Raw genomic sequence first — 26,714 nt, 5'->3', positions numbered from 1 at the left:
CGGCCGGCTCCGACCGGTCCCGCGCACCACACGGGGGCCCGACCGGCTGGGGTCGTGTGCAGTGGTGTCAGGCGCAGACGGCCTCGACGAACTTCCCGACCTTCTGGTCGTCCAGGTGCCTGGCGAGGTCCCCTTCACTGATCATGCCGACGAGCCGGTGGTCGTCGATCACGGGGACACGGCGGATGCGGTGCTCCTGCATCGTGCGCAGCACCTGCTCGCTGTCGCTCTCCGCGTCGACGGTGATCGGCTTGCCCTGGGCAAGGTGGCCGGCCGTCATGTGGCGAGGGTCCTTGCCCTTGGCGAGGCACTTCACCACGATGTCGCGGTCGGTGATCATTCCGTGGAGCCGGTTGTCCGGCCCGCAGATGGGCAGGGCGCCGATGCCGAGTTCGCTCATCCGCTGCGCCGCGTCGACAAGGGTCTCGTCCTCCTGCACACAGACGGCACCGGTGTGCATGATCTCGCGTGCGGTCGTCATGGCCACCTCCTCCTTCCGCCCCCGTCATGTTTGGTTGCCTGCCCCTTCTGGGGCGGTGCCGGGTCGTCAGAGGAACCGAGCGCTCACACGAACGGTGTGCACGGGGCGCCTGGGACGTGCCCTGATCGCCCTCGCCGGGAGATACGCCGCCAGGCTCTGCGCGGGAAGCACGTCACTCGGGATCTCCCGTCGGTCGGGCCGGGCGTTGACCCTGATCTCCCGAGCGCGGGAACGCTGTGCCCGGTTGGTCACGGTCGTCCCTCTTCCTGCGCCTTGCGCGGCCGCGCAGCGTCGCCGTAGAGCTGCTCGGGCGATACGAGAAGGACCTCCCCGTCCGCCTCGGCGTCCCGCAGTCCGGGTCCGAAGCCGGAGGCTCCGTAGCAGGCGAGGCGGGTCTCGCCGACTTCCTCGCCGCGAGCGGCGAGGTGCGCCAGATGGTCGCGCAAACGTTCGAGGTGGGGTGTGTCCATGGGGTGCGTCCAGGAGACCGAGCCGATTGACAGCAACGGACCGGGACGGCGGGCTCGTCTGCCCCGCACCACGACGTCGATGATCGCCCGCTCGCCCTCGGTATGCGACAGGGAGCCCGACAGAGCGGACTCCGGCACGTCTCCGAAGAGCTCCGCCGCGGCGAACCGGACCGCCCACTCACGGCAGATCTGAGCGAAGTGCGGACCCGCCACGTCTCTTTCGAACACGGACCGGGCCTGTCGCCATATCTCGTCGATCGTCGTGTCGTCGGCGTCCACGAGGTCGGAGCGATGGGGGCGGATCACGGCGTGGTCGAAGGCCAGCAGCGGCTCGGTGATGCGGTAGTGGAGGAGACCGGGCTGGAAGGCGTCGGGCTCGCCGCGTACCAGACCTCGTGCCTCGAGGTGGGACAGGATGTGCGGCACGTCCGTCGCCGGCCGGTCGAGGAAGTCGGCGATCTCCCCGGGCGTGGAGCGGCCGACGGCGAGCGCGGCCACGGTGGAGTGACATGCGGCGGCGTCCCAGCTGTCCTGTACCCGGTCCAGGATGTGTCCGGCCTTCCAGAACAGCGGCAGCCGCGGGCTGAGCACACGTTCACGTATCCACCCGTCGAAGTCGGTGAAGCCGGTGGGAGGTGGGTCGCCCGCGGGGTCGAAGCGGAAGGCCGCGCTGCCTCCGACGACCGCGTGTACGCGCAGCGCGAGCACGAGATCGTCGATCGCCCACAGCTCTCTTGCCTGCCGGTAGTCCAGGGGGGCCATCTCCACGACCTGGTCCACCCATCGGGCGGAGGCACTGATCAGGCGGCTCATCACCGGTGTCGTACTGCCACAGAGCAGCAGGCGGAGCCTGGAGGGGCTTCCGGGGCCGTCACCCAGCTGATGACACACCTCGTTGATCGTGGCCGGGAGCCCTGGGCTCTGCCGCACGACCTCCGGAAATCCATCAAGGACGACCAGCGCGGTCGGGCCGCGCCCCGAAACCGCCAACGTGAGCAGTGCGTCTCTCCACCCCGGCCATCGAGGTGCCCGTGCGAGATCCGCATGGCGCGCGTACCGCTCGGCGAGCGCGCGCAGCGTCTCGGCCTGAGCGGCTTCCTGACCGCTGAAATAGAACCCGCCCGTCGCGCGGGCCAGGGCCTTGAGAAGGAACGACTTGCCGTGCCCTTGTGGACCGGTGACGACACCGATCGCGGGCCCAGGACGGGGATCGTCGACGAATGCGACCAGCCGGTTCCACTCGGTCTCGCGGTCGTAGAGGCCCGGAGGCCGGGCGACAGGGGTGATCAGAGCTCCCACTGTTCTCTCCCCTTCCCACGACACCTCTCATGTCTGTGCACCCCCGAATGCCGGGGGCGACGCAGGGGTGGGGGCCTCGCCCCTGCCCTCTCACGATACGAGGCCGGGGCACCCGCCGTGAGGACCCGATCAGTCCCTCGAAGAAGCCCGATCGGCCCCTCCCGAGCGCCGCCCATACGTGCTGCGCACATACCAGCCGCTCAAGAGACGCTCACGTACGGAAGTCGCCGAGCGTCAGCACCGAGCCTGGTAGGCACAAAGTCGACACCGACATTGCCGCGCACCTGCCGTGCTCGGAACTCTGACGCCGTCCACCGTCATTTCATGGACCCACGCCGCACACGTGAGCGACGGCCGCCAGCCCGGCACCATTCGGTCTCGGCCCGAGACCCGTTCGGCCCTGTTCCTGTGACGGCGACCACGAGGAGGGTGAGGGTCGCGGGTTCTCCGGTTCTCCCGCGATCCGACCATCGGAGAGGAAAGACCACGATGGCGCTACACCGTCCCGGTGCGGCCCGGGTCACCTCGCTCGTCGAGGACTCGGCGACCGCCAGGGCGATGACGCCGGATCCGCGCTCGACGGTGGCATACGTGTCACCACGTCTGGCGGCCCTGACGGACGAGGTGAGGCGGCGCATCGCCACCACGACCGGGAGTGACATGTCATGAGGCACCGCAGCGTCGCCGATCTGATGACCCCCACCTCAGTGAGCGTCCGCCCGGACGCGTCCCTGCGGGATGTCGCCCTGCTGCTCGACGAGTTCGACGTCAGCGCCGTGTGCGTCGTCGACGAGGCGAACCATCCGCTCGGCGTGGTCTCCGAACGCGATCTCGTCCGCCGTCAGGCGAACGACGGCGGGGGAAACACCGCCGGAGAACTCATGACGAGCCCCGCGGTGGTGGCACGGTCCGAGTGGAGCGTGGTGCGCGCGGTCCGGGTCATGGACCGGCACGGCGTCAAGCGGCTGCCCGTCGTCGACGAGGAGGGAGCGGTCCTGGGCGTACTGAGCCGCAGCGACCTGGTCCAACTGTTCCTGCGTCGCGACCGCGCCATCCAGGAGGAGATCGTCGAGGACGTCCTCACCCGCACCCTGCGCCTGTCTCCCTCCGCCGTGAACGTCGAGGTCGCCGACGGCGTGGTGACCCTCAGTGGCGTTCTGCCTCGCCGCGGTCTGATGCCGGTGGTCATGCGGCTGTGCGGCAGCGTGGACGGCGTCGTGGGTGTCGTCGACCGGCTGCGGTACGACGACTGAGGTCGGCGGTGACGGCTGCTTCCCGGCCGGCCCGCCGGCGGGCGGGCCCTTGCTGTGGCGGTGACCGTCGTGGATGACCACGTGCCCGGGGTCGCCTGCTGAGCGAACTCGGCGCCAGAGACGGGTGCGGTGCACCCGACGTCACTGAGCCTGGCACCCGCCGACCGGGACTCTGCGGGTGCCGGTCACCGGGGATCCCCGTACGACGTGGTCGCGACGGCTTCGTCGAGCGCCGCTTCGGCCTCTGCCACGGTCCGTTTCACGGTCGGGAAGCTGTCGGGCGCGACCGAGATCGAGTCCAATCGGGCGCGGACCAGGATCGCGGTGAACGCCGGGTCGTCGCTGGGCCGCTGGCCGCACAGGCCGACCGGGCGGTCGGCCGCGTGGGCGCGGGCGGCGAGGATGCCGATGCTTCGGACGACGGCGGGGTCCCGCTCGTCGAAGACGTGAGCCAGGGCCTCGGAGTCGCGGTCCACGCCGAGGGTGAGCTGGGTGAGGTCGTTGCTGCCGATCGAGAAGCCGTCGAAGCGCACCGCGAACTCCTCGGCGAGGATGACATTGGCCGGGATCTCCGCCATGACGTAGACGTGGAGCCCGTTCTCGCCGCGTACCAGCCCCTCCTCCGCCATCACGCCGAGCACCCGGTCGGCCTCGCCGAGCGTGCGGCAGAACGGGATCATGACGACGACGTTGGTCAGGCCCATCTCGTCGCGGACCCGGCGCAGCGCCCGGCATTCGAGGGCGAAGCCCTCGCGGTAACCCGGGCTGTAGTACCGGCTCGCGCCGCGCCAGCCGATCATCGGGTTGGCCTCGTCGGGTTCGAAGGGCCGCCCGCCGAGGAGTTTGGCGTACTCGTTGGTCTTGAAGTCGCTGGTCCGTACGACGACCGGGGCGGGCCAACGGGAGGCGGCGATCCGGGCGATGCCGCGGGCGAGGCGGTCGACGAAGTACTGGCCACGCTCGATGTAGCCCTCGGTGAGGCGTTCGATGACGTGCCGGTCGTCGGCGTCGAGGCGTTCGGGGTGCAGCAGCGCCATGGGGTGCACCTTCACCTGGTGGGCGACGATGAACTCCAGCCGGGCGAGGCCCACGCCGTCGGCGGGCAGCCGCCACCAGCGGAACGCGGCCGACGGGTCGGCCAGGTTGAGCATGACGCGCGTACGGGTGGCGGGCAGGTCCGCGAGGTCCGTAAAGGTCTCCTCGTACGGGAGCAGGCCCTCGTAGACCCTGCCCCGGTCCCCTTCGGCGCACGAGACGGTGACGGGCGTGCCGTCGCGCAGGATCCGGGTGCCGTCGCCGGTGCCGACGACGGCGGGGACGCCGAGTTCGCGGCTGACGATGGCGGCGTGCGACGTGCGGCCGCCGTGATCGGTGACGATCGCGGAGGCGCGCTTCATCACCGGTTCCCAGTCAGGGTCGGTGACAGCGGTGACGAGGACGCCGCCGGCCGGGAAGCGGTCGAGATCGATCGGCGCGTCGAGGGCGACCACCGGGCCCTGGCCGATCGCCTCGCCGACGGCGATGCCCTCGACGAGCGGGCCGGGCACGGGGGCGGCGGTCAGGCGACAGCGGCGCAGGGTCGTGGCGCGGCGGCGGGACTGCACGGTCTCGGGGCGGGCCTGGACGATCCAGAGCTCCTCGGTGAGGCCGTCCTTGGCCCATTCGAGGTCCATGGGGCAGTCGTAGTGCTGCTCGACGGCGGCGGCCCACTCGGCCAGGACGCGTACCTCGGCATCGTCGAGGACGCGCGCGCCGCGTTCCGCATCGGGGGTGTCCACGGTCCGGGTCAGACCGCCCTCGGCGTAGACGGCCTTGCGGCGCTTGGCCCCGATCCGCAGGTCGATGAGCGGATCGAGCGCGGGGTCCTTGAGGCTCGGCTTGAAGAGCGTGTACTCGTCGGGGTCGACCTGGCCGCTGACGACGGTCTCTCCCAGGCCCCAGGCCGCACTCACCACGATGACGTCCGGGAAACCGCTCTCCGGGTCGAGGGTGAAGGCGACGCCGGCACCGGCGAGATCGGAGCGGACCATGAGCTGGACTCCGACCGAGAGGGCGACGGTGAGGTGGTCGTATCCCATGCGCTCGCGGTAGTCGATGGCCCGGTCGGTGAAGAGGGACGCGTAGCAGCGGCGGCAGGCGTCCACGAGCCGGTCGACCCCCCGCACGTTGAGGTACGTCTCTTGCTGCCCGGCGAAGCTCGCCTCGGGCAGGTCCTCGGCGGTGGCGCTGGAGCGCACCGCCACGTCGGGATCCGTCCGGCCGCACTCTTCGGCCAGTCGCCGGTAGGCGACGGTGATCTCGTCCCGCAGAATCTCGGGCAGCGGCTCGGACAGGAAGCGGGCGCGGATGGCGGCACCGACCTCGTCGAGCGGCGCTCCGTCGTGGAGGCGTCCGATCTGCTCCTCGATCGCCTCGCGCAGCCCGTGGCCGGCGAGCAGTTCCCGGTACACCTCCGCGGTGGTGGCGAAACCAGGCGGGACACGGACTCCCGCAGCACCGAGCCGGGTGGTCAACTCTCCCAGCGAGGCGTTCTTGCCACCGACCCGGCCGACATCCTTGCGGCCGAGCTCGGTGAACGGCAGGACCCTGGATTCCGGTTCCCTGATGACGCTCACGATCTCCTCCACGGCTCGGGCCGGGGCCTCAGTAAGGGAGCGGGCGGCCGGACGGCGTCCGCAGGTCGAGGGGGCGGGGCCGACGGGGCGGCTGGGGCCGACGGCTGATCCGGATGTGCTGCATCGTCCTCACCTCTCCGGGGCCCGTGCTTCGGCCCGAGGGGCTGTCGTCCTCCCACCCTCCCCCTCGCGGAGGGGCCGCCCCAGTGCCGAGGGAATCAACCGGCAGGGGCCGGACGGTCCGTGCCCGGCCGGGACCGGTCGACCCCGTGCACGGTGCCGACGGTCCCTGTCGCCCGGGACGGCGGGGCGGTGATGACGGGGCAGGCCGCCTCGTGGAGGACCCCGTGGACCGTGGAGCCCCGCGTCGGAGTCACTGCCGCGGCCCCTTCGGCCGACGACGAGCGCGCCGTCGATGCTCACCCGGGCCGGCTCCGCCGTCGTGCCCCCACCCTCCCAAGCCGACGACCTCGCCAGGACGCTCGAAGGCGAAGCGCCTCGTCGCGCGGGGCTGGCCGGACCGGACGGCAGCCCGCTCCTCGTCCGTCAGGTCCGTCGGGTACCGGCGCTCGCGCGCCGGACTGTCGGCGGCATTCCCGAACCGGTGAGCCAGGCAGCAACACCCACGGTGGCCCAGTTGGACTCCACGACCCCGGCAGCGTGCAACCGCGACAACAGGGCCTCCTGGAAAGCTCGTCGGCGTATACACCCTTCGAGCTACCACGAGGCCCTGTTGCCATGCCGGGCACCGGCGACGATCAACCGATCGGGATTCCCGTTCGACCGGCACCGCCCAGGATCGAAGCGGCGAGAACCTCTGGCTGCGGACCGCCGCTCGCCCTGTCGGTGCCCTACTTCTTCGGGGTGAAGACGAGCAGCCGGTCCAGGAGCAGTGCGGAGAGGGCGGGGCGGGTGAAGGTTTCGGGTTGCATGTAGGCGCGGGCCACGACGCGGATCGTGCCCATGTCGACGGGCCGGTCGGTGCCGTACTGCGCGCAGAAGTCCGTGCCGGCGGACGGGAGCGTGGTCACGTGCGGTCCGGAGGGGCCGCTGTCGCCCGCACGGCTGAACGACCAGGCGTAGAGCTTGTCCGCGTCCGGCTGGTCGGGGATGAAGTCCCTTGCGCTGCCCTCCAGGTCGCGGTTGTTCTTTGCGCTCAGGGACACGGCTGCGCGTGCGTCGGCGTTGAGCGTGACGCTGGAGTAGCTCGCCTGCCCGGTCGCCACGTGGTTCGTGCCGTAGGCGACCACGAAGGAGCCGTCCGGCAGGGAGAAGTTGTGGGAGATCGGGTCGTCGGCGTCGTTGGACAGCGCGCCCACCCCTGTGGTGGGCGGATCGATCGCCAGGTTGTCCTGCAGCCCCGGATACGACTCCTCGAAGCCACGCTCGACCACGTCGTCGTGCGCCTCATAGCCCGGGTGGGCGTCGATGATCCGCCGGCGCAGCAGTTGCAGCGCGGGGTTGAGGTCGAGTTCCGTGGCCCCGGTCCCAGAGACGCGCAGCTCGGGGACGGGCAGCGGATCGGGTGCGTATACCGGCTTCGTCTCGTCCCCGGTGCTGCTCCGCGGTCGCACCCGGAGGACCTGGAGAGGGGGTGTGGCGCGGTAGTCGTCGAGTGCCTTCTCGAAGCCGGGCTCGGGCACGGCGGTGCGCATGCCGAGCAGGAACTGGTCGGCAGCCTGGTCGAGGCCGAGCCGGTACAGGGCCGGCGGGATCGTCATGTGGTTGGTCTCGCCACCCAGCCCCGAGGCGTGCAGCATCCTGTCCACCTCGGCCCGGGTACGGCCGTTACCGGTGATCACCAGAGCGAACGGCCGGTTGTACGGGTCCCGGCCGGCCGTGCGCACGGTCTTCTTGTTGATCGGGTCGCCTACGGAGGTCCACACGACCGGGCCGGTGTGCAGGGAGCCCTTGATGTTGGTGAGGTCGAAGGAGAAGTACTCCTCCGGCGGTGGCGTCGAGCCGATCAGGACGACGGCCTCGTCCTGCCGGAGGCGCCACGACACGGGTGGGTTGGTGTTGGGCGCCTGCCCCGGGACCTCGGGCATGTTGGTGACGATGTAGGGCGACTGGGGATTGGGCCACATCCCGCTGAAGAGGACGCCTTCGCAGTACCTGCGGTTCAGGTCGAAGACGGCCTCGGTTCCCGACTGCGAGACGTAGCCGGACCTGGCGAGTTGGTGCTTGAACCGCTTCACGTTCCGACTGGTGTCGGCAGGTGGACCGGGGTGGTGCCCGCGGACCGGGGTTTCCGATGAGGAGAAGGCCTCCCGAGAGGGAGCCGGCCGCGCGGCTGCCACCGCGGTCGGCGCGGTCAGGAGCGCGGCGGTCGCCAGAGCGAGGAGAACGCGACCTCGGCGCAACGGAGATGTCGTCATGTCAGACCCATATCCGGCCTGCCCCTCGAAGCCGCGCCACCGCGCCGCTGTGGTCCCTGGCCTCACTCATCCGGAACACCTGGTAAGCCGTCGCGCCCTGGTCGTGGGCGCCCTGCCGAGGTGAGGATGACCGGGGACCCAGGACGCGCGGGGTGCGGCAGGAGGCGCGGGGGTGTGGGGGCGTGGTGGGAGGAAGTGCCTGCGGCGGTCGTGGTCCGTCCGTCCACGGGTGGTGCCGCTGCCGCCCGGACCGGTGCCACGTCGGACGCCGGGCCGGTGGGCGGGGCGACGGCCCCGTTCATTCCGGGAGGCCGCGCGGACGCGGCGCTCTCCGCCGAGGAACCGATCGGCGCCGGCGGCTTCGGACGAACCGTGAAGGTACGGATGCATGCCCGCTCCGCTCCGGTCATTCGCGGGCGGGTCTCCGGTGGCGAGGAGGGTGCCGCCTTGGACCGCGACGAGCCAGAAGCCGAGCCAGAAGCCGAAGCCCTGCCGCCCCCGGGGTACGCCGAGTCCGCATCGTAGCCGCCACCCCGGACGCCGCCCGGATGGTGGCCGAAGTCCTCCGCCACGTCGTCGACGGCGGCGAGCAGCGCGGCCATCCCGCCCTGGGCGGGGGCGCCCGTCTCCACCTCACCACCGACATCGCGGCCCCCGAGCGGCACCGGGCCGCGCTCCCGGAACCCGACAGGCAGCGGAGCCGACGGGCGCGCGTGGCGGCGCCGGCCTCCACGGAGCATCCTGGAAGCCGCACCGCGATGCCGCGGATCCGGTCCGTCGGCACCGGACCAGGGCGTCGCCGCGCCGCCCGCCTGGAGGCCCCCGGATGACCGTCGGACGGTACGAGGACAGGGATCCCGACCGCTCGGAGAGCTTCGGGGAGATGCTGCTGGGCGCACTCCTGGACCACGCCCACGCGCTGCCGCCCGACCGGGTCGGACCGGCCCTCGCCGACGTGATCGCCCGGATAGGCGGCCGGAAGGCGCAGATCCTGCTCCAGGACTACGGGCAGCAGAATCTGGTCCCCCTCGCCGGGGACGGGCTGGAGGACGGCGATCCCCTGCCGATCGACGGGTCGGCGGCCGGCGGCTGCTTCCTCACCGCACGCCCGGTCGAGGTACCACTGCCCGACGGGGTACGGGTCCACGTCCCGCTACTGGACGGCGGCGACCAGGCCGGCGTCCTGGCCGTCACCCTCGATACGGTCGACGACGACGACCGCCGCATCCTGCGCAGGATCGCGGGCCTGGTCGCCGCCGCGCTGCAGACCAAGAACGGCTACACCGATCTCTTCTTCCGTACCCGCCGCGACGAAGCGATGAGCGTCGCCGCCGAGATCCAGTGGTCGCTCCTACCGCCGCTCGCCATGTCGATGCCCCGAGTCGCGGTCGCCGGCGTCCTGGAACCCGCCTACGACGTGGCCGGCGACAGCTTCGACTACGCCCTGAACGGCGACGTCCTCCACCTCGCCATGATCGACGCCATGGGCCACGGCCTGGACGCGGCGACGATGGCGACCGTCGCCATCGGCGCCTACCGGCACGCCCGCCGCACCAGCGTCGAACTCTCCGAGATCTACCTCTTCATGGACCGGGCCATCGCCGAGCAGTTCGCCCCCGACCACTTCGTCACCGCGCAGATGCTGCGGCTCGACACCGGCACCGGCCGCCTCCAGTGGGTCAACGCCGGACACCCCGCCCCCATGCTGATCCGCGATCACCGGGTCGTACGCCGCCTGAACAGCCCCACCACCCTCCCCGTCGGCTTCGGCGGAGACCAGCCGCAGGTCAGCGAGGTGACGCTCGCGGCCGGGGACCGGATCCTCTGCTTCACCGACGGCTTGATCGAGGAACACAAGAGCGGGCAGGAGGAGTTCGGCGAGGACCAGCTGATCGACTGGGTCCACCGGCTGGACCGGGCCGACCGGGGAATACGGGCCGTGGCACGCGACCTGTCCCACACGCTCAGACGGGCCCGCGACGAGACCACCACCGACGACGCCACCCTCGTCCTCGTCGAGTGGCGCGGACCAGGGTGACGGGGACTCGGCGCGTCCGGGTCCGGCGCGGAGTACGTTGGAGGTACCGGGAGCACCTCGTACACCCGCCCTCACGCGGACGTCGTTTCCGGCGATCGCTAGGCCGGGGCGCCCACAGGCGCCCCGGGGACAGGTCCCGCTCTCATGACCAGCACCGCTGCTCCCACCAGCCAGGCGCGCCTGGCACTGACGCCGAACACTTCCCTGGCTGGTCTGCTGGACGGCGCCTGGTGGCCGTACTCACGCGATCTCGCCACCGAGCTGCCGCCCTTGGTGGACGCTCTGCGGGACCGCTGGGGACGCGTCACGCGCATCGCCGCGAACCCGGCACCCTGGCCCGTCACCCCGTCCAAGGTCCCCCTCGGCGAATACGCCGTGCACGTCGGTTGGTTCACCGGCCAGGACCCCGACACGATGGTCCTGCTCTCGTACAGCCTCGGCCGCTGTGACCTGCTGGTGATTCCCCCCGAGACCCAACCCGCCTCCGCCGCACGGCTGATGGCCGCCGCCTCCGCTCCGGGCAACCTGCACTCCACAGACACCCTGATGTCCGACGAGAGCGCCGCCGGGCGCCGCCTGCGGGAGGCCCGAGCCGGCGAGGACGTCTGGGAGACGGACGGCGGGGCCTCCTCGCGGCCCCGGCCCCGTCCCCGCCCCGTCGTCGGGGCGCGCATGATCTACCTGCCACAGAACATGCGGAGGTTCAGCGGTTGACACGGGTGCCGCCGTGCCGTGCCTCAGGTCGGCAACCCGGGGGTTCAGTCGTCTTCCAGACCTCTGCACGCCGCGAACGAGTATCTGTGCCGGCGGGATGAGAATGCGAGGGGTGGCGCAGTCAGGCTTCTTGGCGTCCAGAAATAGTGGCGCCAATGAACCGGGAAAGACCGAGTCCGCGTGCTAGTGTCGATTTCAGTTGCAGTTGTGGTTCCCGAAACTTCAAGTGCCCCCCAGTCCGGCCCATCGGCCACTGGGTGTGCCTTTTCGTATCCGGTCTCTCCGGCGGGGTAATCATCACGGCGACACGGCATCCGCACAGTGCGGATGCTGATGAGCCCCCGGAAAGAGATATGACATGAGCAGTGGCACCGTGAAGTGGTTCAACGCAGAAAAGGGCTTCGGCTTCATCGCGCAGGACGAGGGTGGCCCCGACGTGTTCGCCCACTACTCGAACATCGCCGCGCAGGGCTTCCGCGAGCTGCAGGAAGGCCAGAAGGTCACCTTCGACATCGCGCAGGGCCAGAAGGGCCCGACGGCCGAGAACATCGTTCTTGCCTGACGCTGGCGCGCATGACGTGGCTGGGGCCCGCATCCCTCGGGGTGCGGGCCCCAGCCGCATTTTCTCTCCGCCGGCTCGGGTTTCATACCCATTCGAAGCCGCCTCGGAATTCTCCACGCCATCCGATCGCCGGGGAATTCAGGTGTTCACGGCGTCGATGAGGTCCCGCATGAACAGTACGGGCACGGCGTGCCGTTTACCGGACATTCGTGACGGCAATGACGGGCGTGGGCCGGGTGGATTCGCGCCGGCTCCGTCGATCACCCCCACGCTCCCCACCGTGACGACTTCTGCCGATGTCGACACGCCGAGACGTTTGCTCGCCGCACTCGGCGCCGAAGGCGCTCGGCGCGGCACTTCCGACCCCGTCATGCACTCGGATCCAGTCTCGGCGGCCAGAACCTCGTCCCCGGGGCCCCACTCCTCTCTCCCGCCCAGGAGCCGCATGTGACATCGATTCAGGCACAGCTCGACCCCGCGCACACCGACGCCGGCAGCCCGCCCGCGCTCCCGGCCCACGAGGCAGAGCCGCACGTCTGGTCCGACATGACCGTCGAGGTGGCTCTGGCGGTCATGAGCGGCGCACGCACCGGACGCCTCATCGTCCGGGACGACGACGGCCGACCCACCGGCCTCGTCACCCGGGCCCAGCTCAACGGCTTCCGCGCCACCTCCGCCTACACCGACCGGGTACAGCTGCGTGACCTGCGCCCCGCGCGCTCTTCGTCCCGTCCTTGACGACGCGGGCCGTTCGCCGAGCAACACCCACCCGCCCCACCGCCGTACCGACCGATCCCGTCCCCGCTTCTTCTGTGAGGTCCTATGCGCTGCGTCATCGCCCGCTTCCCGTTCGAGCTGACGAAGTACGGTGTCCTGGAGACGATGAAAGACGTCAGGCCCGAACCCGTCACCGGCGAATCCGTGATCATCGGGCGCCGTGAGTACCCCGCCATGCAGGTCGGCGCCGTCATCACCCGCCAGGACCGCCGCGACTTCAGCGCCCGCGAGGTCGTCCGTGCCATGACCCGGCTCGGCTTCACCTGCCGTACCCGCTCCGCGGCCACGGACGGCCCGGTCCAGCAGGCGTCCGCCCTGCTCGGCACGTCCACAGCGGTCTGACCCCGCGGCGGGCGCACATCCCGTACGAGGGACCGGTACGCCGGGAACCGGCTGCGTTCATGCCGGCTTCCGGCTGTCGTTCGGCCGGTCCTCGCGAGCGGGAGACGCTCGCCCGACGGAGTCGTGCGGCGGAGGACCGGCGGACGTCGGCCGTGATGCGGGCACGCGCGGGATCATGGCACGGCCCCCTGGTACCGGTGGTGCGGATGGGAGCATTACCCTCGGTGAAGGCGTCGGGCCCCCGGCGCACACCGGAAGGCTGGGCGGAGAGCATCCGTGCCCGAGCGCACACGGCACCGCGAGCACCGCGAGGAGTGTGCCGGCGGTGGCTCCGCGTGCGGACCACCACCGGATCACGGTCCTCCTCGGGCCTCTGGTGTCGGAAGACGCCAGAGCACAGGGCTCCTCGGCCGCGCCCCCAGAGAGGTGAGAATGACAGCAGACGATGCCCTCGGCCGTCTCGACGATGACGACTACCCCGCGTACACCATGGGCCGGGCCGCCGACATGATCGGCACGACCCCCGGGTTCCTCCGCGCTCTCGGGGAAGCCCGCCTGATCACGCCGCTGCGTTCCGAGGGCGGCCACCGGCGCTACTCCCGCTACCAGCTGCGCATCGCCGCGCGCGCCCGGGAACTCGTCGACCAGGGCACGCCCATCGAGGCCGCCTGCCGCATCATCATCCTCGAGGACCAGCTCGAAGAAGCCCAGCGCATCAACGCCGAATACCGCCGCGCGGCGGCCGAGGGAGAGCCTCCGGCCGAGGGCTGAGCGACGCAGGCGCCCGCAGCGACTCTGCTTCTACCCACTGAACCAGGCAGCACCGTAGCCGGACGCACTGTCCGCCGCCATCGACCACGTGGTACCCATCGCTGCCGGCGGGCCCCACGGTTCATCCACCCCGCCGTGGCCGCCCATTCCTCGGAGATGGAGGCCCCGCCCGTGCCCTTCGGAGCGGTGAACGGCGGTGAACACAGGTGCGAGCGGAACCCTTCGACCGGCTCGCCGGAGAGGCTTGCCAAGGCCCAGGTCAGATACCTGGGCCTTTGTCGTTGCAGCCGACCGCCCGGCCTCTGCGCGGCGCCTTCGTCGCCGGCAGCACGACGGAGGCGAGGCCGGCCGGGATTGCTTCTCCCCCTCGCTTCCCTGCGTGTCACCACCCGAGCGCGCATATGTCAGATCTGCGTGAACTTCCCTGCCGCAAGGTCGATACTGCCGAAGAGGTCCCCAGCCGAGGCCCCCGTCGGGCCCAGTTCATCACCTGACACCCAGTCAACGAAGTCAGCGTCAGCGCCGACAGACATCGCCGACAGTCACCAGGAACGCCAAGGTCATGAATCACGCGCACCACCCATGACCTGCGAAAACCCAGTTCATTGGCCCATCTGCCAGCTTCCCGAGGAGACACCCGTGAAGATGTTGATCAATGGCCCGGAGACAGTGGTCGCGGACGCGCTGCGCGGGATGGCCGCCGCGCACCCCGAGCTTTCCGTGGACGTCGAGAGCCGGGTCGTGCTGCGGCGTGACGCGCCGGTGCCGGGGCAGGTGGCCCTGGTGTCGGGAGGCGGTTCGGGGCACGAGCCGCTGCACGCGGGGTTCGTGGGGCCCGGGATGCTCACGGCCGCGTGCGCCGGCGAGATCTTCACGAGTCCCGTGCCAGATCAGATGGTGCGGGCCGCGACCGCGGTGGACAGCGGCGCCGGGGTGCTGTTCGTGGTGAAGAACTACACCGGTGACGTGCTCAACTTCGAGATGGCCGCCGAGTTGGCGGAGGACGAGGGCGTCCGGATCGCCAAGGTGCTCGTCGACGACGACGTGGCGGTGACCGACAGCCTGTACACGGCCGGGCGGCGCGGCACCGGCGCCACGCTCTTCGTCGAGAAGATCGCGGGTGCGGCGGCCGAGGAGGGCGCCCCGCTCGACCGGGTCGAGGCGGTGGCCCGGCGGGTGAACGAGCGCTCGCGCAGCTTCGGTGTGGCGCTGAGTGCCGTGACGACGCCCGCGAAGGGCTCGCCCACCTTCGATCTGCCCGACGGCGAGCTGGAGTTGGGCATCGGCATCCACGGCGAGCCGGGCCGGGAGCGGCGGCCGATGATGAGCGCGCGGGAGATCGCGGACGTCGCCGTCGGCGCCGTCGTCGACGATCTGCGCCCGCGCGGACCGGTGCTCGCGCTGGTCAACGGGATGGGCGCGACCCCGCTGCTCGAGTTGTACGGGTTCAACGCCGAGGTGCAGCGGGCGCTCGGCGAGCGCGGGGTTCCGGTCGCCCGCACGCTGGTCGGCAATTACGTGACCTCGCTCGACATGGCGGGCTGCTCCGTGACGCTGTGCGAGGCGGACGAGGAACTGCTGCGGCTGTGGGACGCGCCGGTCGAGACGCCCGCGCTGCGCTGGGGACGGTGAGGGACGATGAGCGAGCACGGCCACGACCAGGGCCAGGGGCAGGGGCAGCAGGCGGGCCGGGAGGAGGCTTTCGGCGCCGGGTTCTTCCGTGACTGGATGACGGCGGCGGCCGTCGCCGTGGACCGGGAGGCGGACCGGCTGACCGAGCTGGACTCGGCGATCGGTGACGCCGACCACGGGGCCAATCTCAAGCGGGGCTTCGCCGCCGTGTCGGCCGCCCTGGAGAAGGAGCCGCCGGCCACGCCGGGAGCGGTCCTCGTCGCCGCCGGGCGGCAGCTCATCTCCACGGTGGGCGGCGCGTCCGGGCCGCTGTACGGGACGCTCCTTCGCCGCACCGGCAAGGCGCTGGGCGACGCGGAGCAGGTCACCCGGGCCGCGCTCGCCGAGGCGCTGGCGGCCGGGGTCGCCGCCGTGGCACAGCTCGGCGGCGCCAAGACCGGCGACAAGACGATGCTGGACGCCCTGACACCCGCCGCCGGGGCACTCGGCACCTCGTTCGCGGCGGCCCGCGAGGCGGCGGAGGCGGGCGCGCTCGCGACCGTACCCCTGCTGGCGCGCAAGGGCAGGGCCAGCTATCTGGGCGAGCGGTCCGTCGGGCACCAGGATCCCGGGGCGACCTCGTCGGCGCTGCTGTTCGCGGCGCTCGCGGAGACAGCGGAAGCGGAGACAGGGGAAACGGAGACGGCGGGTCCGGAGGTGGCCGCATGACCGCGGACCGTACGGGCGGAGGCCCGCCGCGTCGCGTCGGGATCGTGCTCGTCTCGCACAGCGCGGCCGTGGCCACGGCGGTCGCCGAACTCGCCCGCGGCCTCGCGGGCGGCGGCGACACGGCGCCGATCCTCCCGGCGGGCGGCACCCCGGACGGCGGTCTGGGCACCAGCGCCGACCTGATCACGGGGGCCGCGAAGGCGGCCGACCAGGGCGCCGGGGTGGCGCTCCTGGTCGATCTGGGCAGCGCGGTCCTGACGGTGAAGGCCCTGCTTGCGGAGGGCGACGAGCTGCCCGAGGGGGCGCGCCTGGTGGACGCCCCGTTCGTGGAGGGCGCCGTGGCGGCGCTGGTGACGGCGAGCGCCGGGGGCGACCTGGACGCGGTGGTGGCGGCGGCCTCGGAGGCGTACGGCTACCGCAAGGAGTGATGCTCCCGGCCCGTGGGAGGGGACGGCAGCGGCCGGCTCCTCCCGCGGGTCAGTCGCCGGCCCGGTCCGTGGGCGCGGGCCGCCGCACGACCGCCCGGCCGGCGTCCAGGTCGAGGCCCGTCGCGGGTGGTGCGCCGTCCTCCGCGTCCTGGCGGAGGACCATGTCGGTCCGCTGCTGCTCCAGGCGCACGTGCTTGGTCGGGGTGAGGAGCGCGAAGAGTTCGTCGACGGCCATGGCGGCCGGATTGCCCCCGGTGGTGCGGGCCGCGAGCCGGCGGGCCAGAGCCCGTGGGCGGCCGGTGCGGTGGACGAACCGCCGGAGTAACGCCAGCGCGAAGAGCACCAGCAGCAGCGCTCCCATCAGGAGCAGACCGCTGTCATCACCATGGACTGGTCAACGGGCCGTCTTCCGTGATCGTTCCCGTGCACGCGGGGTCTCACGGGCGTCCGCCGCACGGGGCATGGCGCACATCACCCGCCCACCTTTATGCAACTTGTTGCAGAAGTCTTGGCGCGTCGTCTACAACAGTGCGTGACGACCCCGCGCGAGGAGGCGCCCCGATGGCCCCGAACACCCCGTACCCGCACCTGCTGAGCCCGCTGGACCTCGGGTTCACCACCCTGCCCAACCGGGTGCTCATGGGTTCCATGCACGTCGGCCTGGAGGAGACCGAGCACGGCTTCGAGCGCATGGCCGCGTTCTACGCCGAGCGCGCCCGCGGCGGCGTCGGGCTCATCGTCACCGGCGGCATCGCGCCCAACGAGGCCGGGCGGCCGTGGGACGGCGGGGCCAAGCTGACCAACGCCGAGGAGGTCGCCGAGCACCGGCTGATCACCGAGGCGGTGCACGCCGAGGGCGGCCGGATCGCGATGCAGATCCTGCACTTCGGCCGGTACGCGTACCACCCCGGCCTGGTCGCCCCGAGCCCGATCCAGGCCCCGATCAGCCCCTTCGTGCCGAACGAGCTCTCGGACGCCGAGGTCGAGCAGACGGTCGAGGACTACGCCCGCTGCGCCGAGCTGGCCAAGGAGGCCGGTTACGACGGCGTCGAGGTGATGGGCTCCGAGGGCTACCTCATCAACGAGTTCATCGCCGCCGCCACCAACCAGCGCACCGACCGCTGGGGCGGCTCGTACGAGAACCGGACGCGCTTCCCGCTGGAGATCGTGCGCCGGATCCGCGAGCGGGTCGGCGAGGACTTCATCCTCGTCTACCGGCTCTCCATGCTCGACCTGGTCCCGGGCGGCTCCACCCTCGACGAGGTCGTCGCTCTCGCCAAGGAGATCGAGGCGGCCGGCGCCACCATCATCAACACCGGCATCGGCTGGCACGAGGCCCGCATCCCCACCATCGCCACCTCCGTGCCGCGCGGCGCCTACACCTGGGTGACGAAGAAGCTGATGGGCGCGGTCTCCGTACCCCTGGTCACCAGCAACCGCATCAACACGCCCGAGGTCGCCGAGCAGATCCTCGCCGAGGGCCGTGCCGACATCGTGTCGATGGCGCGTCCGTTCCTCGCCGACCCGCAGTTCGTGGCGAAGGCCGCGGCCGGCCGCCCCGAGACGATCAACACCTGCATCGGCTGCAACCAGGCGTGCCTGGACCACACCTTCAGCCTGAAGATCACCTCCTGCCTGGTGAACCCGCGGGCCTGCCACGAGACCGAGCTGGTCCTCTCCCCCACCCGCCTCGCCAAGCGGATCGCCGTCGTCGGCGCCGGCCCGGCCGGTCTCGCCTGCGCCGTCTCCGCGGCCGAACGCGGTCACACGGTCACGCTGTTCGACGCCGGCGACCGGATCGGCGGCCAGCTGAACGTGGCGAACCAGGTGCCGGGCAAGGAGGAGTTCAACGAGACCCTGCGCTACTTCGGCGTCCAGCTCGCCGAGCACGGTGTCGACGTCCGTCTGAACACGTACGTGTCGGCGGCCGACCTGGCGGACTTCGACGAGGTCGTCGTCGCCACCGGCGTCACCCCGCGCGTCCCCGAGATCGAGGGCGTCGACCACCCGAGCGTCGTCGGCTACCTGGACGTGCTGCGCGACCGGGTGCCGGTCGGCGAGCGGGTCGCGATCCTCGGCGCGGGCGGCATCGGCTTCGACGTGGCCGAGTTCCTGACGGACGGCGGCGAGGGAGCGAGCCAGGACCCCGAGACGTACTTCCGGCAGTGGGGCGTCGACACCTCCTACGAGACCCGGGGCGGCCTGCGCACCCCCGAGCGGCCCCGGCCGCCGCGCCAGGTCCACCTGCTCCAGCGCAAGACCAGCAAGGTCGGCGCGGGCCTCGGCAAGACCACCGGCTGGATCCACCGCACCGAGCTGAAGCACCGGGGCGTCACGATGGTGGCGGGAGCCTCGTACGAGCGGATCGACGACGAGGGCCTGCACCTCACCATCGACGGCGAGGCGCAGCTCCTCCCGGTCGACACGGTGGTGCTGTGCACCGGCCAGGAGCCGCGCCGCGACCTGTACGAGGAGCTGGTCGCCGGCGGCCGCGCGGTGCACCTGATCGGTGGCGCGGACGTCGCCGCCGAGCTGGACGCCAAGCGGGCCATCGACCAGGGCACGCGGCTCGCCGCGACCCTGTAGGCCGCCGGCCGCCGGGGCCCGCCGAGCCCCGCCGAGCCCCGTCGGGTCCCGTCCAGTCCCGCCGAGTCCACGAGCCGTCCGACCGGTCGAACCTAGGATGCGTCCATGTCCCTCCCGCACGCGATCCTCACGGCGCTGCTCGAGAAGCCGTCCTCCGGCCTCGAACTGACCCGCCGCTTCGACCGGTCGATCGGCTACTTCTGGTCCTCCACGCACCAGCAGATCTATCGCGAGCTCGGCAAGCTGGAGCAGGCGGGGCACATCCGTGCCCTGCCCGCCGCCGTCCCCGCGCGGGGCCAGAAGAAGGAGTACGAGGTGCTGCCCGCCGGCCGCGCCGAGCTCGCGTCCTGGGTCGGGACGGCGGAGGACCCGAAGCCGATGCGCTCGGCGCTGCTGCTGCGCATGCGCGCGGCCGCGGTGGTGGGCGGCCGCGGCCTGCGGGAGGAGCTGGAGCGCCATCTCGGCCTGCACCGGGCCCAGTTGGACGAGTACCTGGCGATCGAAGTGCGCGACTTCCCGCCCGCGCGGCGGACGGCGGAGCCGGACCGGCTGCGCCATCTGGTGCTGCGGGGCGGGATCGAGCTGGAGCGCTTCTGGGTGCAGTGGCTGACCCAGGCGATCAGCGAGCTGGGTGAGTCGCCGGACCCCGCCTAGGCCCTCGACCTCCGCCGCCTTCCGCCGTCCACCACATCGGTCAACTGCGCCTCGGCACCCGCGACGTGCCGCGCACCGCCGTGGATACTGGTCAGTCACAGACCTGACGGATCCACGGGGGTGGATCCACCCACGCGAAAGGGCGAGGATGGCCGACGAGTTGGGATCCCGCAGGGCACGCAAGTCACGTCACGCCGTGGTCATCGGGGGGAGCCTCGCGGGGCTGCTGGCCGCGCGGGTGCTGAGCGAGCACGCCGAGCGGGTCACGGTGGTGGAGCGCGACCGCTATCCCGAGGGGCCGGACGCGCGGCCCGGCGTTCCGCAGGGGCGGCACCTGCACGTGCTGATCGAGGGCGGGCAGCGGGCCCTCGACGAGCTGCTGCCGGGCTTCGTCGCCGAGCTGCACGCGCTCGGCGCGCCGAAGGTGGGCATGCCCGAGGACATGGTGCAGTGGCAGGCCGGGCAGTGGTTCGCCCGTACGGAGGCCACCGCGCACTTCTACTCCGGTCCGCGCAACCAGCTCGAATGGCTGGTGCGGAAGCGGGTGTTCGCCGATCCCCGGATCGAGCGGATCGAGGGCACCGAGGTCACCGGCCTCGTCGGCGACTCCGCACGGGTACGGGGCGTGGTGCTGCGCGAGCGCGGCGCGGGGGCCGGGGCCGGGGCCGGCAAGGAGACCCGCGAGCTGGCCGCCGACCTGGTCGTGGACGCCTCCGGTCGCTCGACCCGCGCGGCGGACTGGCTGGCCGCCATCGGCGCCGAGGCTCCCCACGAGGAGCTGCTCGACACCGGTCTCGCGTACTCCAGCCGGGTCTACGAGGCCCCCGCCGACCCGGCGACCGACGCCCTCGGCATCTACGTCGTGCCGGGTCCCGCGCAGACGTACGGCGGCGTGATCGTGCCGCTCGGCGGTGGCCGGCACATCGTCACGCTCTCGGGGCTGCGCGGTGACGAACCGCCCACGGACGAGGCCCTGTTCGAGGAGTACGCGCGCAGGCTGCCGCACCCGCTGGTGGGAGACTGGATCGCGAAGGCCGAGCCGGTCGGGCCCGTCTACGGCTTCCGCAAGACGGCCAACATCCGGCGCCGGTACGACCGTCCGGGCCGCCGCCCGGCCGGTTTCCTCGCCACCGGTGACGCGCTGTGCTCCTTCAATCCGATCTACGGGCAGGGCATGGCGGTCGCCGCGCTCAGCGCGGTCGCCCTGCGCAAGGCCCTGTCGGACCCGAAGCGCACACCGTCGACACGGCGGGTGCAGAAGGCGCTGCTCGACGCCTCGCAGCAGGCCTGGGACATCTCGGCCGGCGCCGACAAGAAGATGCCGGGCGCGGTCGGCGACGCGACGAGGACCGGTGCGCTCGACAAGGTGACGGGCTGGTACCTGGCCCGGGTCCAGCAGCGCGCCTCCGGCGACCCGGTGGTCGGCGCGCCGTTCCGCGCCGCGCTGACCCTGACGGCGCCGCTGACGGGGCTGTTCGCGCCGGCGGTGGCCCGTGCGGTGCTGTTCGGGCCGGTGCCGGAGACTCCGGCGGAGCCGCCGATGCGCCGCGCGAACGGCTGAGGCGGACGAGTCCACCGCGAGGGCGCGGCGGCGGGGACACCGCCGCCGCGCCCTCGCTCCGGTGGGCCGGAACCCGGCCCTTACGTCCCGATCTCGAACGTGGGCGGCTTGAGGCCCTTGAGACAGCTGGTGTCCGGCGCGGTCGGGCTGTCGAAGAACGAGACGGTCATCGTCTGCGCGCACTGCGAGTCGGCGAAGACCACGTGCGCGACGTAGGGCACCGTGACGACGGTGGACCGGCTCAGCGTGCTTCCCGCGTACGCGCCGCTGCTCGGCGCGGTCTGGGCGTCGAAGCCGCCGGACAGAACGAGGGTCGGGATGTCGCTGTACGTCCTGTCCCGGATCGAGGGGTCCGCCGGGGGGACGTCCCAGGCGTCGCAGTCCGGGTGGAGCCAGGTGAGGAACGGAGCGTTGACCAGCACCGAGCGGGGGAAGGACGGGAACAGGCGCCGGCCTGCCCGGACCACGTCGGCCTCGCTCTCGTACGGCGTCCACTCCCTGCAGAAGATGCCGTAGGCGAGCCCGTGGGACGTCCTTCCGATGGCCTGCGGGCTGAGCTTGCCGCCCGCCCACTGCTCGGCGATCCGCCGCGGGTCGCCGTGGGCCAGGTCGTCGATGGAGCGGGGCACTCCGGCCGCCACATGGGTGGCGGAGGCCAGCCAGTTCACCAGGACGCCGCCGTCCAGCACGACCTTCACCGGCTTCGGCTGACCCGGGACCGTGACGGTCGTGGTGACCGGATGGGCCTCGACCTCGCCGACGAGGCGCTCGAACGTGGCCTTGAGGTGCGGATAGCGGGTGTTGCAGGCGGGCTGCTGCTCACAGGCCCGGAACAGGCCGTCGTAGCCCTCTCGGGCGGCCTTCCAGGTCACCGCCCCGCCGGCCAGGGCCGGCGGCAGGACTCCGTCGATGCCGACCGACCGGATGCCCTCCGGGTGCAGACGCATGTAGTGGAGGGCCAGGTTGGTGCCGTACGAGATGCCGAACACGTTCCACTTCTCGATGCCCAGCGCCTTGCGCAGGTCGTCGTAGTCGGCGGCGCTCTCGGGGCCGTAGTAGGCGCTGGGATCGGCCGCGCGGCTCACCACCCGGTCGCGGCACTTCCGCGTCTCCGCGACGTGCAGACGCCCGGTGGACGGCGCGCCGAAGACGAGACCGAGGGAGTCCGCGGCGAACTGGTCGACATTCGGGCAGGTGAGCTGCGGGTCGGCCGAGTAGGTGCCCCGCTGGGACATGAAGATCAGGTCCCGGTCGCGGTTCAGGTGTCCGTTCAGCGCCATCGGGATCTCGGAGACCGCGTCGTCGCCGGGTCCGCCGGCGAGCCACACGATCGGGTCGCCCGCGTGCTTCTTCGTGGCCGCCGGGATGATCGCCACCGCGAGGGTGATCCTGCGTCCCCCGCCCTTGTGCGCGTCAGAGCCCTCGTGGCCGTACCCGCCGGCGCCCTCGTGGCCGTACCCGTCCGGGCCTTCGTGCCGGTGGCGCGTCTCGGGGACGGTCAGCGTGCCGCAGTGGGCGGTCTTCAGGGCGGGGATCGGGTCCGCCGTCCTCGGACAGGGTCCCGGTACGAAACGGGCGTGGCCCGCCGTCCCGGCGATCGTGCCCAGCGGCGCCGCGGGGCGGCCGGACTCGGCGTGGGCGGGAACGGCGACCAGGCCGGCGGCGAGGACGCCGGCGGTGGCACCGGCGAGCGCGGCCGGGAGGCGCCCCCCGATGCGTCGGTGATGAGGTGGTCGAAGGGACATCATTCGGTCTCCGGTGTCAGGTGATGGTGAACGGTGAGGGCTTGAGCCCTGCCACGCAGCCGGTGTCGGGCGCGGTCGGATGCTTGAGGAAGGAGGCGAGGACGCTCGCCGCGCACGGCGACTGGGGCACCACCCAGTGGCCGATGCCGGGGATCCGTACGGAGGTGGAGCCGGGCAGGCCGCGGGCCGCGACCCGGGCCCAGCTCGCGCCGGTCTTCGCGTCGAAGGTGCCGGAGAGGAGGAGCGCCGGAACCTTGCTGAAGGTGGCCACGCGCTGGATCGCGGTGCGGTCCGGGACGTTCCAGACGTCGCACACGTGGTGCTCGAACGGCAGCTGCGGGGGTTGGGCCAGAACGGTGTCCGGCCAGCCGGGGAAGTTCCGGCGGCCCGCCTTCAGGATGTCGTTCTCCCCGAAGCCCGGCGCCCATTCCGCGCAGGCCACCGACTGCGTCAGGCCGTGGGCGAACGCGCCGATGCGGGTCGACACGTCGACGGCTCGGGCGCGCGCGAAGCGGGTCGGGTTCCCGTGGGCGAGTTCGTCGAGTGCGGCGGGGACGTCGACGGCCCTGACGGTGTTGGCGACGAGGATGTTGATCAGCGCGCCGCCGTCGAGGTCGACCTTGACCGGCTTTCCGCCGCCCGGCGGCTCCGCCGCGAGGGTCAGGGGGTGCGCCTCAAGCCGGCGGACCTGCTCGTCGAGCGTGCGCCTCAGGTGCGGGTAGCGGCTCTTGCAGGCGGGCTGGGCCTCGCACGCCGCGAAGATCTCGCTGATCCCCTCCCCGGCGCTGTCCCAGGTCCACGGCAGGTTCACGACCTGGGGCGGTGCGATCGAGTCGATCGCCACCGAGCGGATCCCCTCGGGGTGGCGGCGCAGATAGGTGAGGGCCAGGTTGGTGCCGTACGAGTACCCGTAGACGTTCCACCGGTCGATGCCGAGGGCCGTGCGCAGGGCGGCGAAGTCCGCGGCGTTCTCGGTGGTGTTGTAGGCGCTGAGGTCGACTCCGGCGGCCGTCAGCCGCTGTCGGCACTTCTTGGCCGCGCGGACCAGGAGCCGCCCGGTCGAGGGGGCGTCGTAGCGCAGTCCCACGGCCTTCACACTGAAGTGGTCGAGCTCCGGGCAGGCGAGGTTCGGCTGCGAGTAGAGCCCGCCGCGCTGCGCCATGACGATCAGGTCGTTGTTCCGGTTCACCCCGGAGGCGATGAGGAAGGGGATGCTGTCGAAGGCGTCGCCGCCGGGGCCGCCCTCCATGAACACCACCGGCTCCTCGGCCGGCTTCGATGCCGTGGCCGGGATGATCGCGACCGCCAGCCGGATGGTGCGGCCGCCGCCGCGGTCGTGGTGGTGGGAGCGGTTCTCGGGTACCTCCAGGAATCCGCAGTGCCCGGGGACCGGATCGGGCGTCTTCGGGCACGGGGCCGGCACGAACCGCGCCGGACCACCCGGCCGGGGCCCTCGGACGGGTGGTGACGCCGTGTCACCCGGTCCCGGTGGGGCTCCCACCGCCGGGGGGCTTGCCGCGGTCGGGCCGGCCGCGCCCAGCAGGGTGAGTCCGGCCGCGACGAGAGCGAGTCCGGTGCGCGCGGCGCGCGAGGGGCGTCTGCGACCGTACGGGCGCCGGGCACGCGCGCGTACGGAACCTTCTTCCGTCATGTAAGGATCTCTCTGTGGACCACGGCGGCCCCCACGGGGACCACACCGCGTGGCTGAGCCCGCGACGGCGTGGCCGGGCGAGCGCTGTGCTCGTCAGCCTGCGGTCATGAGGAGACGTCCACCACTCATGGGCGCCACTCGGAGCAGTCCGTGCTCCCGGCGGTTCAGACGCCCGGGGCCGCCACGACCACGCCGGCGGCGATGCCGGCGCTCAGCGCCGCGTAGTCGTCGGCGTTCTGGCCCGCGTAGCGCAGGGCGAAGTCGGCGACGGCGCGGTCGAAGACGTCGGAGGTGCCGAGGTAGGCGGCGATCGCGATGCGGTCGCCGGAGCGGGCGTGGGCGCGGGCGAGGGCGCGGCCGCAGAGGCGGGCGTAGTCGCGGAGGGTGGCCGGTGACATGGTCTCGACCTCGGCGGAGCCCTTCATGTCGCGCAACTGGCGCCAGTAGAAGTGGCGTTGTTCGGGTCCGGTCATCCAGCCGAGGAAGATGTCGCTGGCGGCCTGGATGAGCCGCTGGCCGCTGACCACCCGGTGGCCCTGGTGGGTGAAGGCGCTCGGCTGGAGGTACTGCTCCAGGACCGACTGGCCGGCCTCCTTGATCTGGAGGAAGAGCGGGTCGGCGTCGTCGCGGCCCTCCAGGAGCAGGATGAAGCAGCGGGTGCCGACGCTTCCGACGCCGACGACCTTGCGGGCGGCGTCGACGAAGCGGTAGCGGTCGAGGAGCACCCGGCGCTCCTCGGCGAGGGAGCTGCGGTAGTCGCTGAAGATCTTTCCGATGGTGATCCGGTCGACGTCGGTGACCCGTTCGAGGAGCGGCGGGTCGTCCACGATGTGCCGGCCGGACGCGTCCTTCTCGGTGAGCCTGCCGAGGGCCTGGAGGCTGGTGCGGCGGCGGGCGCGCGCGAGCCGGCTCTCGACGCGGGCCCGCTTGGCGCCGTGGACCAGGGAGGACAGGTCGTCGGCGGCGATCCGCTCGTACCAGACCTCGAGTTCGCCGAGTCCGGCGAGGCGCCGCATGGTCGTGCGGTACGACTCGGTGGCGACGAGGGCGGCGCGGTGGGCCTTGGGCTTGGCGGAGCCGTTCTGGAGGGCGGCGACGACGACGGAGGCGGCGAGTCGTTTGACGTCCCACTCGAAGGGCCCGGGCAGCGTCTCGTCGAAGTCGTTCACGTCGAAGAGGAGCGTCCGTTCGGGTGAGGCGTAGACGCCGAAGTTGAGCAGATGGGCGTCGCCGCAGAGTTGCACGGTGAGTCCGGTGCTGCGGGTGGCGCCGAGGTCGGCGGCCATGACGGCGGCGGCGCCGCGCAGGAAGGCGAAGGGTGAGGCGGCCATCCGGCCGTAGCGGATGGGGGCGAGATCGGGCAGCCGGTCGACGGCCTCCCGCTCCAGGAGGGCTATCGGGTCGGGACGCTGCGACGAGGGTATCCAGCGCCCGTGCGAGGACCGGGGAACACGCTTACGGGCGGCCTTGCCCCGTTCGGCCCGTTCGGACGGTGTCGTCATCCGGCCTCACCGCCTCCTCACACCGCCACGGCCGCTGCGCCGAACGCCGCTGTCGCCGCTGTTGCTGGTGCGATCCATTACAAGGCGCGCCGCTCGTTTCGGCCACTCTCGCCGACGGGACTTCCGGAATGGTTTAGACCAATGATAGGAATTGATCACCCACACGGCTCGATTGGTCACACCGAGCAATGGTTGAACCGAGCACGGTTGAACCCAGCACGACAGAGAGGGTCCGAGACATGGCCGAGCCCGTTCCCGAGCAGGGGCCGAGGGCGGAGCTTCCGCTCTACCTCCGGGTCGCCGCCGCACTCCGCGACGACCTGACCCACCGCCGCATTCCCCCCGGCAGCCGGCTGCCGGCCGAGCGCCATCTCGCGCTCCGCTTCCACGTCAACCGGCAGACCGTCCGCAGCGCGCTCCAACTCCTGCGCGAGGAAAGGCTCGTGGTGACCGACCGGCGCGGCACCTTCGCCGCCGCCGCGGCCGCGGGCCCGGCGGACGAGCCGCGCGGCCTGCCCGGTCCACGACGAACCGCGTGACACCACCC

Annotated in this window: 24 protein-coding genes and 1 pseudogene; 16 read left to right on the top strand and 9 right to left on the bottom strand. The window is 72.0% G+C overall.

The window, feature by feature from the left end; genetic code table 11:
- Positions 1-67: 67 nt before the first annotated feature.
- From ACWEV0_RS04065 to ACWEV0_RS04055, 3 genes and pseudogenes are all read right to left on the bottom strand, one after another.
- On the bottom strand, positions 68-481 hold the full coding sequence (locus tag ACWEV0_RS04065) for a CBS domain-containing protein (protein ID WP_453146245.1): 414 nt from the start codon (positions 479-481) through the stop codon (positions 68-70).
- 248 nt (positions 482-729) lie between these two features.
- Positions 730-1,764 carry a hypothetical protein gene (locus ACWEV0_RS04060; RefSeq protein ID WP_453146406.1) on the bottom strand — a complete coding sequence of 345 codons (1,035 nt, stop codon included), beginning with the start codon at positions 1,762-1,764 and terminating at the stop codon, positions 730-732.
- Between the two features lie 153 nt (positions 1,765-1,917).
- A pseudogene (locus ACWEV0_RS04055) lies at positions 1,918-2,250 on the bottom strand (AAA family ATPase); the annotation flags it as partial.
- 489 nt (positions 2,251-2,739) lie between these two features.
- Between ACWEV0_RS04055 and ACWEV0_RS04050 the strand changes: the two are divergent.
- Both ACWEV0_RS04050 and ACWEV0_RS04045 read left to right on the top strand, forming a co-directional pair.
- Entirely contained in the window at positions 2,740-2,919 is a 180-nt protein-coding gene (locus tag ACWEV0_RS04050) for a hypothetical protein (RefSeq protein ID WP_453146243.1), read from the top strand.
- Positions 2,916-3,503: a CBS domain-containing protein gene (locus tag ACWEV0_RS04045; RefSeq protein ID WP_453146241.1), complete on the top strand. Its 588-nt coding sequence runs from the start codon at positions 2,916-2,918 to the stop codon at positions 3,501-3,503. The genes ACWEV0_RS04050 and ACWEV0_RS04045 overlap by 4 nt, the downstream gene beginning before the upstream one ends.
- A 185-nt stretch (positions 3,504-3,688) precedes the next feature.
- Here the strand turns inward: ACWEV0_RS04045 and ppsA are convergent, their stop codons facing one another.
- Both ppsA and ACWEV0_RS04035 read right to left on the bottom strand, forming a co-directional pair.
- Positions 3,689-6,118, bottom strand: a complete 2,430-nt coding sequence (gene ppsA / locus ACWEV0_RS04040; RefSeq protein ID WP_453146239.1) for a phosphoenolpyruvate synthase — start codon at positions 6,116-6,118, stop codon at positions 3,689-3,691.
- Between the two features lie 851 nt (positions 6,119-6,969).
- On the bottom strand, positions 6,970-8,316 hold the full coding sequence (locus ACWEV0_RS04035; RefSeq protein WP_453146237.1) for a hypothetical protein: 1,347 nt from the start codon (positions 8,314-8,316) through the stop codon (positions 6,970-6,972).
- Between the two features lie 728 nt (positions 8,317-9,044).
- On the opposite strand from ACWEV0_RS04035, the gene ACWEV0_RS04030 reads away from it, so the two are divergent.
- From ACWEV0_RS04030 to ACWEV0_RS03985, 10 genes are all read left to right on the top strand, one after another.
- Positions 9,045-9,326: a hypothetical protein gene (locus tag ACWEV0_RS04030; RefSeq protein ID WP_453146235.1), complete on the top strand. Its 282-nt coding sequence runs from the start codon at positions 9,045-9,047 to the stop codon at positions 9,324-9,326.
- Positions 9,323-10,534: a PP2C family protein-serine/threonine phosphatase gene (locus ACWEV0_RS04025; protein WP_453146233.1), complete on the top strand. Its 1,212-nt coding sequence runs from the start codon at positions 9,323-9,325 to the stop codon at positions 10,532-10,534. Before ACWEV0_RS04030 ends, ACWEV0_RS04025 begins: the two co-directional genes overlap by 4 nt.
- Positions 10,535-10,678: 144 nt before the next feature.
- Complete coding sequence (locus tag ACWEV0_RS04020) at positions 10,679-11,248, top strand: DUF5994 family protein (protein WP_453146232.1); 570 nt, start codon at positions 10,679-10,681, stop codon at positions 11,246-11,248.
- A gap of 358 nt (positions 11,249-11,606) precedes the next feature.
- The gene (locus ACWEV0_RS04015; protein WP_453146230.1) at positions 11,607-11,810 is read left to right on the top strand and encodes a cold-shock protein; all 204 of its coding nucleotides are present in this window, start codon (positions 11,607-11,609) and stop codon (positions 11,808-11,810) included.
- A gap of 447 nt (positions 11,811-12,257) precedes the next feature.
- Positions 12,258-12,548, top strand: coding sequence for a CBS domain-containing protein (locus tag ACWEV0_RS04010; protein ID WP_453146228.1), 291 nt, complete (start codon positions 12,258-12,260; stop codon positions 12,546-12,548).
- A gap of 84 nt (positions 12,549-12,632) precedes the next feature.
- Positions 12,633-12,929: an SCO5918 family protein gene (locus tag ACWEV0_RS04005; RefSeq protein WP_453146227.1), complete on the top strand. Its 297-nt coding sequence runs from the start codon at positions 12,633-12,635 to the stop codon at positions 12,927-12,929.
- Between the two features lie 432 nt (positions 12,930-13,361).
- On the top strand, positions 13,362-13,700 hold the full coding sequence (locus tag ACWEV0_RS04000; RefSeq protein WP_219664784.1) for a helix-turn-helix domain-containing protein: 339 nt from the start codon (positions 13,362-13,364) through the stop codon (positions 13,698-13,700).
- 645 nt (positions 13,701-14,345) lie between these two features.
- Entirely contained in the window at positions 14,346-15,332 is a 987-nt protein-coding gene (gene dhaK / locus ACWEV0_RS03995; protein WP_453146393.1) for a dihydroxyacetone kinase subunit DhaK, read from the top strand.
- Positions 15,333-15,428: 96 nt separating this feature from the next.
- Complete coding sequence (dhaL, locus tag ACWEV0_RS03990) at positions 15,429-16,040, top strand: dihydroxyacetone kinase subunit DhaL (RefSeq protein WP_453146391.1); 612 nt, start codon at positions 15,429-15,431, stop codon at positions 16,038-16,040.
- Complete coding sequence (locus tag ACWEV0_RS03985; RefSeq protein ID WP_453146225.1) at positions 16,037-16,468, top strand: PTS-dependent dihydroxyacetone kinase phosphotransferase subunit DhaM; 432 nt, start codon at positions 16,037-16,039, stop codon at positions 16,466-16,468. The genes dhaL and ACWEV0_RS03985 overlap by 4 nt, the downstream gene beginning before the upstream one ends.
- A gap of 49 nt (positions 16,469-16,517) precedes the next feature.
- Here the strand turns inward: ACWEV0_RS03985 and ACWEV0_RS03980 are convergent, their stop codons facing one another.
- Positions 16,518-16,829 (bottom strand): DUF6191 domain-containing protein, encoded by a 312-nt coding sequence (locus ACWEV0_RS03980; protein WP_453146223.1) that lies wholly within the window; start codon positions 16,827-16,829, stop codon positions 16,518-16,520.
- Positions 16,830-17,029: 200 nt separating this feature from the next.
- Here ACWEV0_RS03980 and ACWEV0_RS03975 point away from each other — a divergent pair, with 200 nt between their 5' ends.
- From ACWEV0_RS03975 to ACWEV0_RS03965, 3 genes are all read left to right on the top strand, one after another.
- Positions 17,030-19,054 (top strand): FAD-dependent oxidoreductase, encoded by a 2,025-nt coding sequence (locus ACWEV0_RS03975; RefSeq protein WP_453146222.1) that lies wholly within the window; start codon positions 17,030-17,032, stop codon positions 19,052-19,054.
- Positions 19,055-19,159: 105 nt separating this feature from the next.
- Positions 19,160-19,708: a PadR family transcriptional regulator gene (locus tag ACWEV0_RS03970; protein WP_453146221.1), complete on the top strand. Its 549-nt coding sequence runs from the start codon at positions 19,160-19,162 to the stop codon at positions 19,706-19,708.
- Between the two features lie 148 nt (positions 19,709-19,856).
- Entirely contained in the window at positions 19,857-21,269 is a 1,413-nt protein-coding gene (locus tag ACWEV0_RS03965; protein ID WP_453146220.1) for an FAD-dependent oxidoreductase, read from the top strand.
- Positions 21,270-21,349: 80 nt separating this feature from the next.
- On the opposite strand, the gene ACWEV0_RS03960 is transcribed toward ACWEV0_RS03965, so the two are convergent.
- The 3 genes from ACWEV0_RS03960 to ACWEV0_RS03950 all read right to left on the bottom strand — a co-directional run bounded on the left by ACWEV0_RS03960 (position 21,350) and on the right by ACWEV0_RS03950 (position 26,167).
- A complete protein-coding gene (locus ACWEV0_RS03960) occupies positions 21,350-23,014 on the bottom strand; it encodes an alpha/beta fold hydrolase (RefSeq protein WP_453146218.1) in 1,665 nt (554 codons plus the stop codon).
- Between the two features lie 16 nt (positions 23,015-23,030).
- A complete protein-coding gene (locus tag ACWEV0_RS03955; protein WP_453146216.1) occupies positions 23,031-24,437 on the bottom strand; it encodes an alpha/beta fold hydrolase in 1,407 nt (468 codons plus the stop codon).
- A 392-nt stretch (positions 24,438-24,829) separates the two neighbouring features.
- On the bottom strand, positions 24,830-26,167 hold the full coding sequence (locus ACWEV0_RS03950; protein WP_453146214.1) for a DUF2252 domain-containing protein: 1,338 nt from the start codon (positions 26,165-26,167) through the stop codon (positions 24,830-24,832).
- Positions 26,168-26,406: 239 nt separating this feature from the next.
- Here ACWEV0_RS03950 and ACWEV0_RS03945 point away from each other — a divergent pair, with 239 nt between their 5' ends.
- The gene (locus tag ACWEV0_RS03945) at positions 26,407-26,706 is read left to right on the top strand and encodes a winged helix-turn-helix domain-containing protein (protein ID WP_453146212.1); all 300 of its coding nucleotides are present in this window, start codon (positions 26,407-26,409) and stop codon (positions 26,704-26,706) included.
- Positions 26,707-26,714 lie beyond the last annotated feature (8 nt).

The organism is Streptomyces sp. NPDC003943 (assembly GCF_053605265.1).
The sequence above is the reverse complement of the archived record's forward strand: the minus strand, read 5'-3'. Positions and strand labels throughout refer to the sequence as shown.

Coding starts and splice junctions, on each gene's coding strand:
- ACWEV0_RS03965 (WP_453146220.1), top strand. CDS start 19,857: ATGGCCGACGAGTTGGGATCCCGCAGGGCACGCAAGTCACGTCACGCC.
- ACWEV0_RS04030 (WP_453146235.1), top strand. CDS start 9,045: ATGGTGGCCGAAGTCCTCCGCCACGTCGTCGACGGCGGCGAGCAGCGC.
- ACWEV0_RS04025 (WP_453146233.1), top strand. CDS start 9,323: ATGACCGTCGGACGGTACGAGGACAGGGATCCCGACCGCTCGGAGAGC.
- ACWEV0_RS04065 (WP_453146245.1), bottom strand. CDS start 481: ATGACGACCGCACGCGAGATCATGCACACCGGTGCCGTCTGTGTGCAG.
- ACWEV0_RS03945 (WP_453146212.1), top strand. CDS start 26,407: ATGGCCGAGCCCGTTCCCGAGCAGGGGCCGAGGGCGGAGCTTCCGCTC.
- dhaL (WP_453146391.1), top strand. CDS start 15,429: ATGACGGCGGCGGCCGTCGCCGTGGACCGGGAGGCGGACCGGCTGACC.
- dhaK (WP_453146393.1), top strand. CDS start 14,346: ATGTTGATCAATGGCCCGGAGACAGTGGTCGCGGACGCGCTGCGCGGG.
- ACWEV0_RS04015 (WP_453146230.1), top strand. CDS start 11,607: ATGAGCAGTGGCACCGTGAAGTGGTTCAACGCAGAAAAGGGCTTCGGC.
- ACWEV0_RS04045 (WP_453146241.1), top strand. CDS start 2,916: ATGAGGCACCGCAGCGTCGCCGATCTGATGACCCCCACCTCAGTGAGC.
- ACWEV0_RS04060 (WP_453146406.1), bottom strand. CDS start 1,764: ATGAGCCGCCTGATCAGTGCCTCCGCCCGATGGGTGGACCAGGTCGTG.
- ACWEV0_RS03985 (WP_453146225.1), top strand. CDS start 16,037: ATGACCGCGGACCGTACGGGCGGAGGCCCGCCGCGTCGCGTCGGGATC.
- ACWEV0_RS04050 (WP_453146243.1), top strand. CDS start 2,740: ATGGCGCTACACCGTCCCGGTGCGGCCCGGGTCACCTCGCTCGTCGAG.
- ACWEV0_RS03970 (WP_453146221.1), top strand. CDS start 19,160: ATGTCCCTCCCGCACGCGATCCTCACGGCGCTGCTCGAGAAGCCGTCC.
- ACWEV0_RS03960 (WP_453146218.1), bottom strand. CDS start 23,014: ATGTCCCTTCGACCACCTCATCACCGACGCATCGGGGGGCGCCTCCCG.
- ACWEV0_RS04020 (WP_453146232.1), top strand. CDS start 10,679: ATGACCAGCACCGCTGCTCCCACCAGCCAGGCGCGCCTGGCACTGACG.
- ACWEV0_RS03975 (WP_453146222.1), top strand. CDS start 17,030: ATGGCCCCGAACACCCCGTACCCGCACCTGCTGAGCCCGCTGGACCTC.
- ACWEV0_RS03980 (WP_453146223.1), bottom strand. CDS start 16,829: ATGGGAGCGCTGCTGCTGGTGCTCTTCGCGCTGGCGTTACTCCGGCGG.
- ACWEV0_RS03950 (WP_453146214.1), bottom strand. CDS start 26,167: ATGACGACACCGTCCGAACGGGCCGAACGGGGCAAGGCCGCCCGTAAG.
- ACWEV0_RS04005 (WP_453146227.1), top strand. CDS start 12,633: ATGCGCTGCGTCATCGCCCGCTTCCCGTTCGAGCTGACGAAGTACGGT.
- ACWEV0_RS04000 (WP_219664784.1), top strand. CDS start 13,362: ATGACAGCAGACGATGCCCTCGGCCGTCTCGACGATGACGACTACCCC.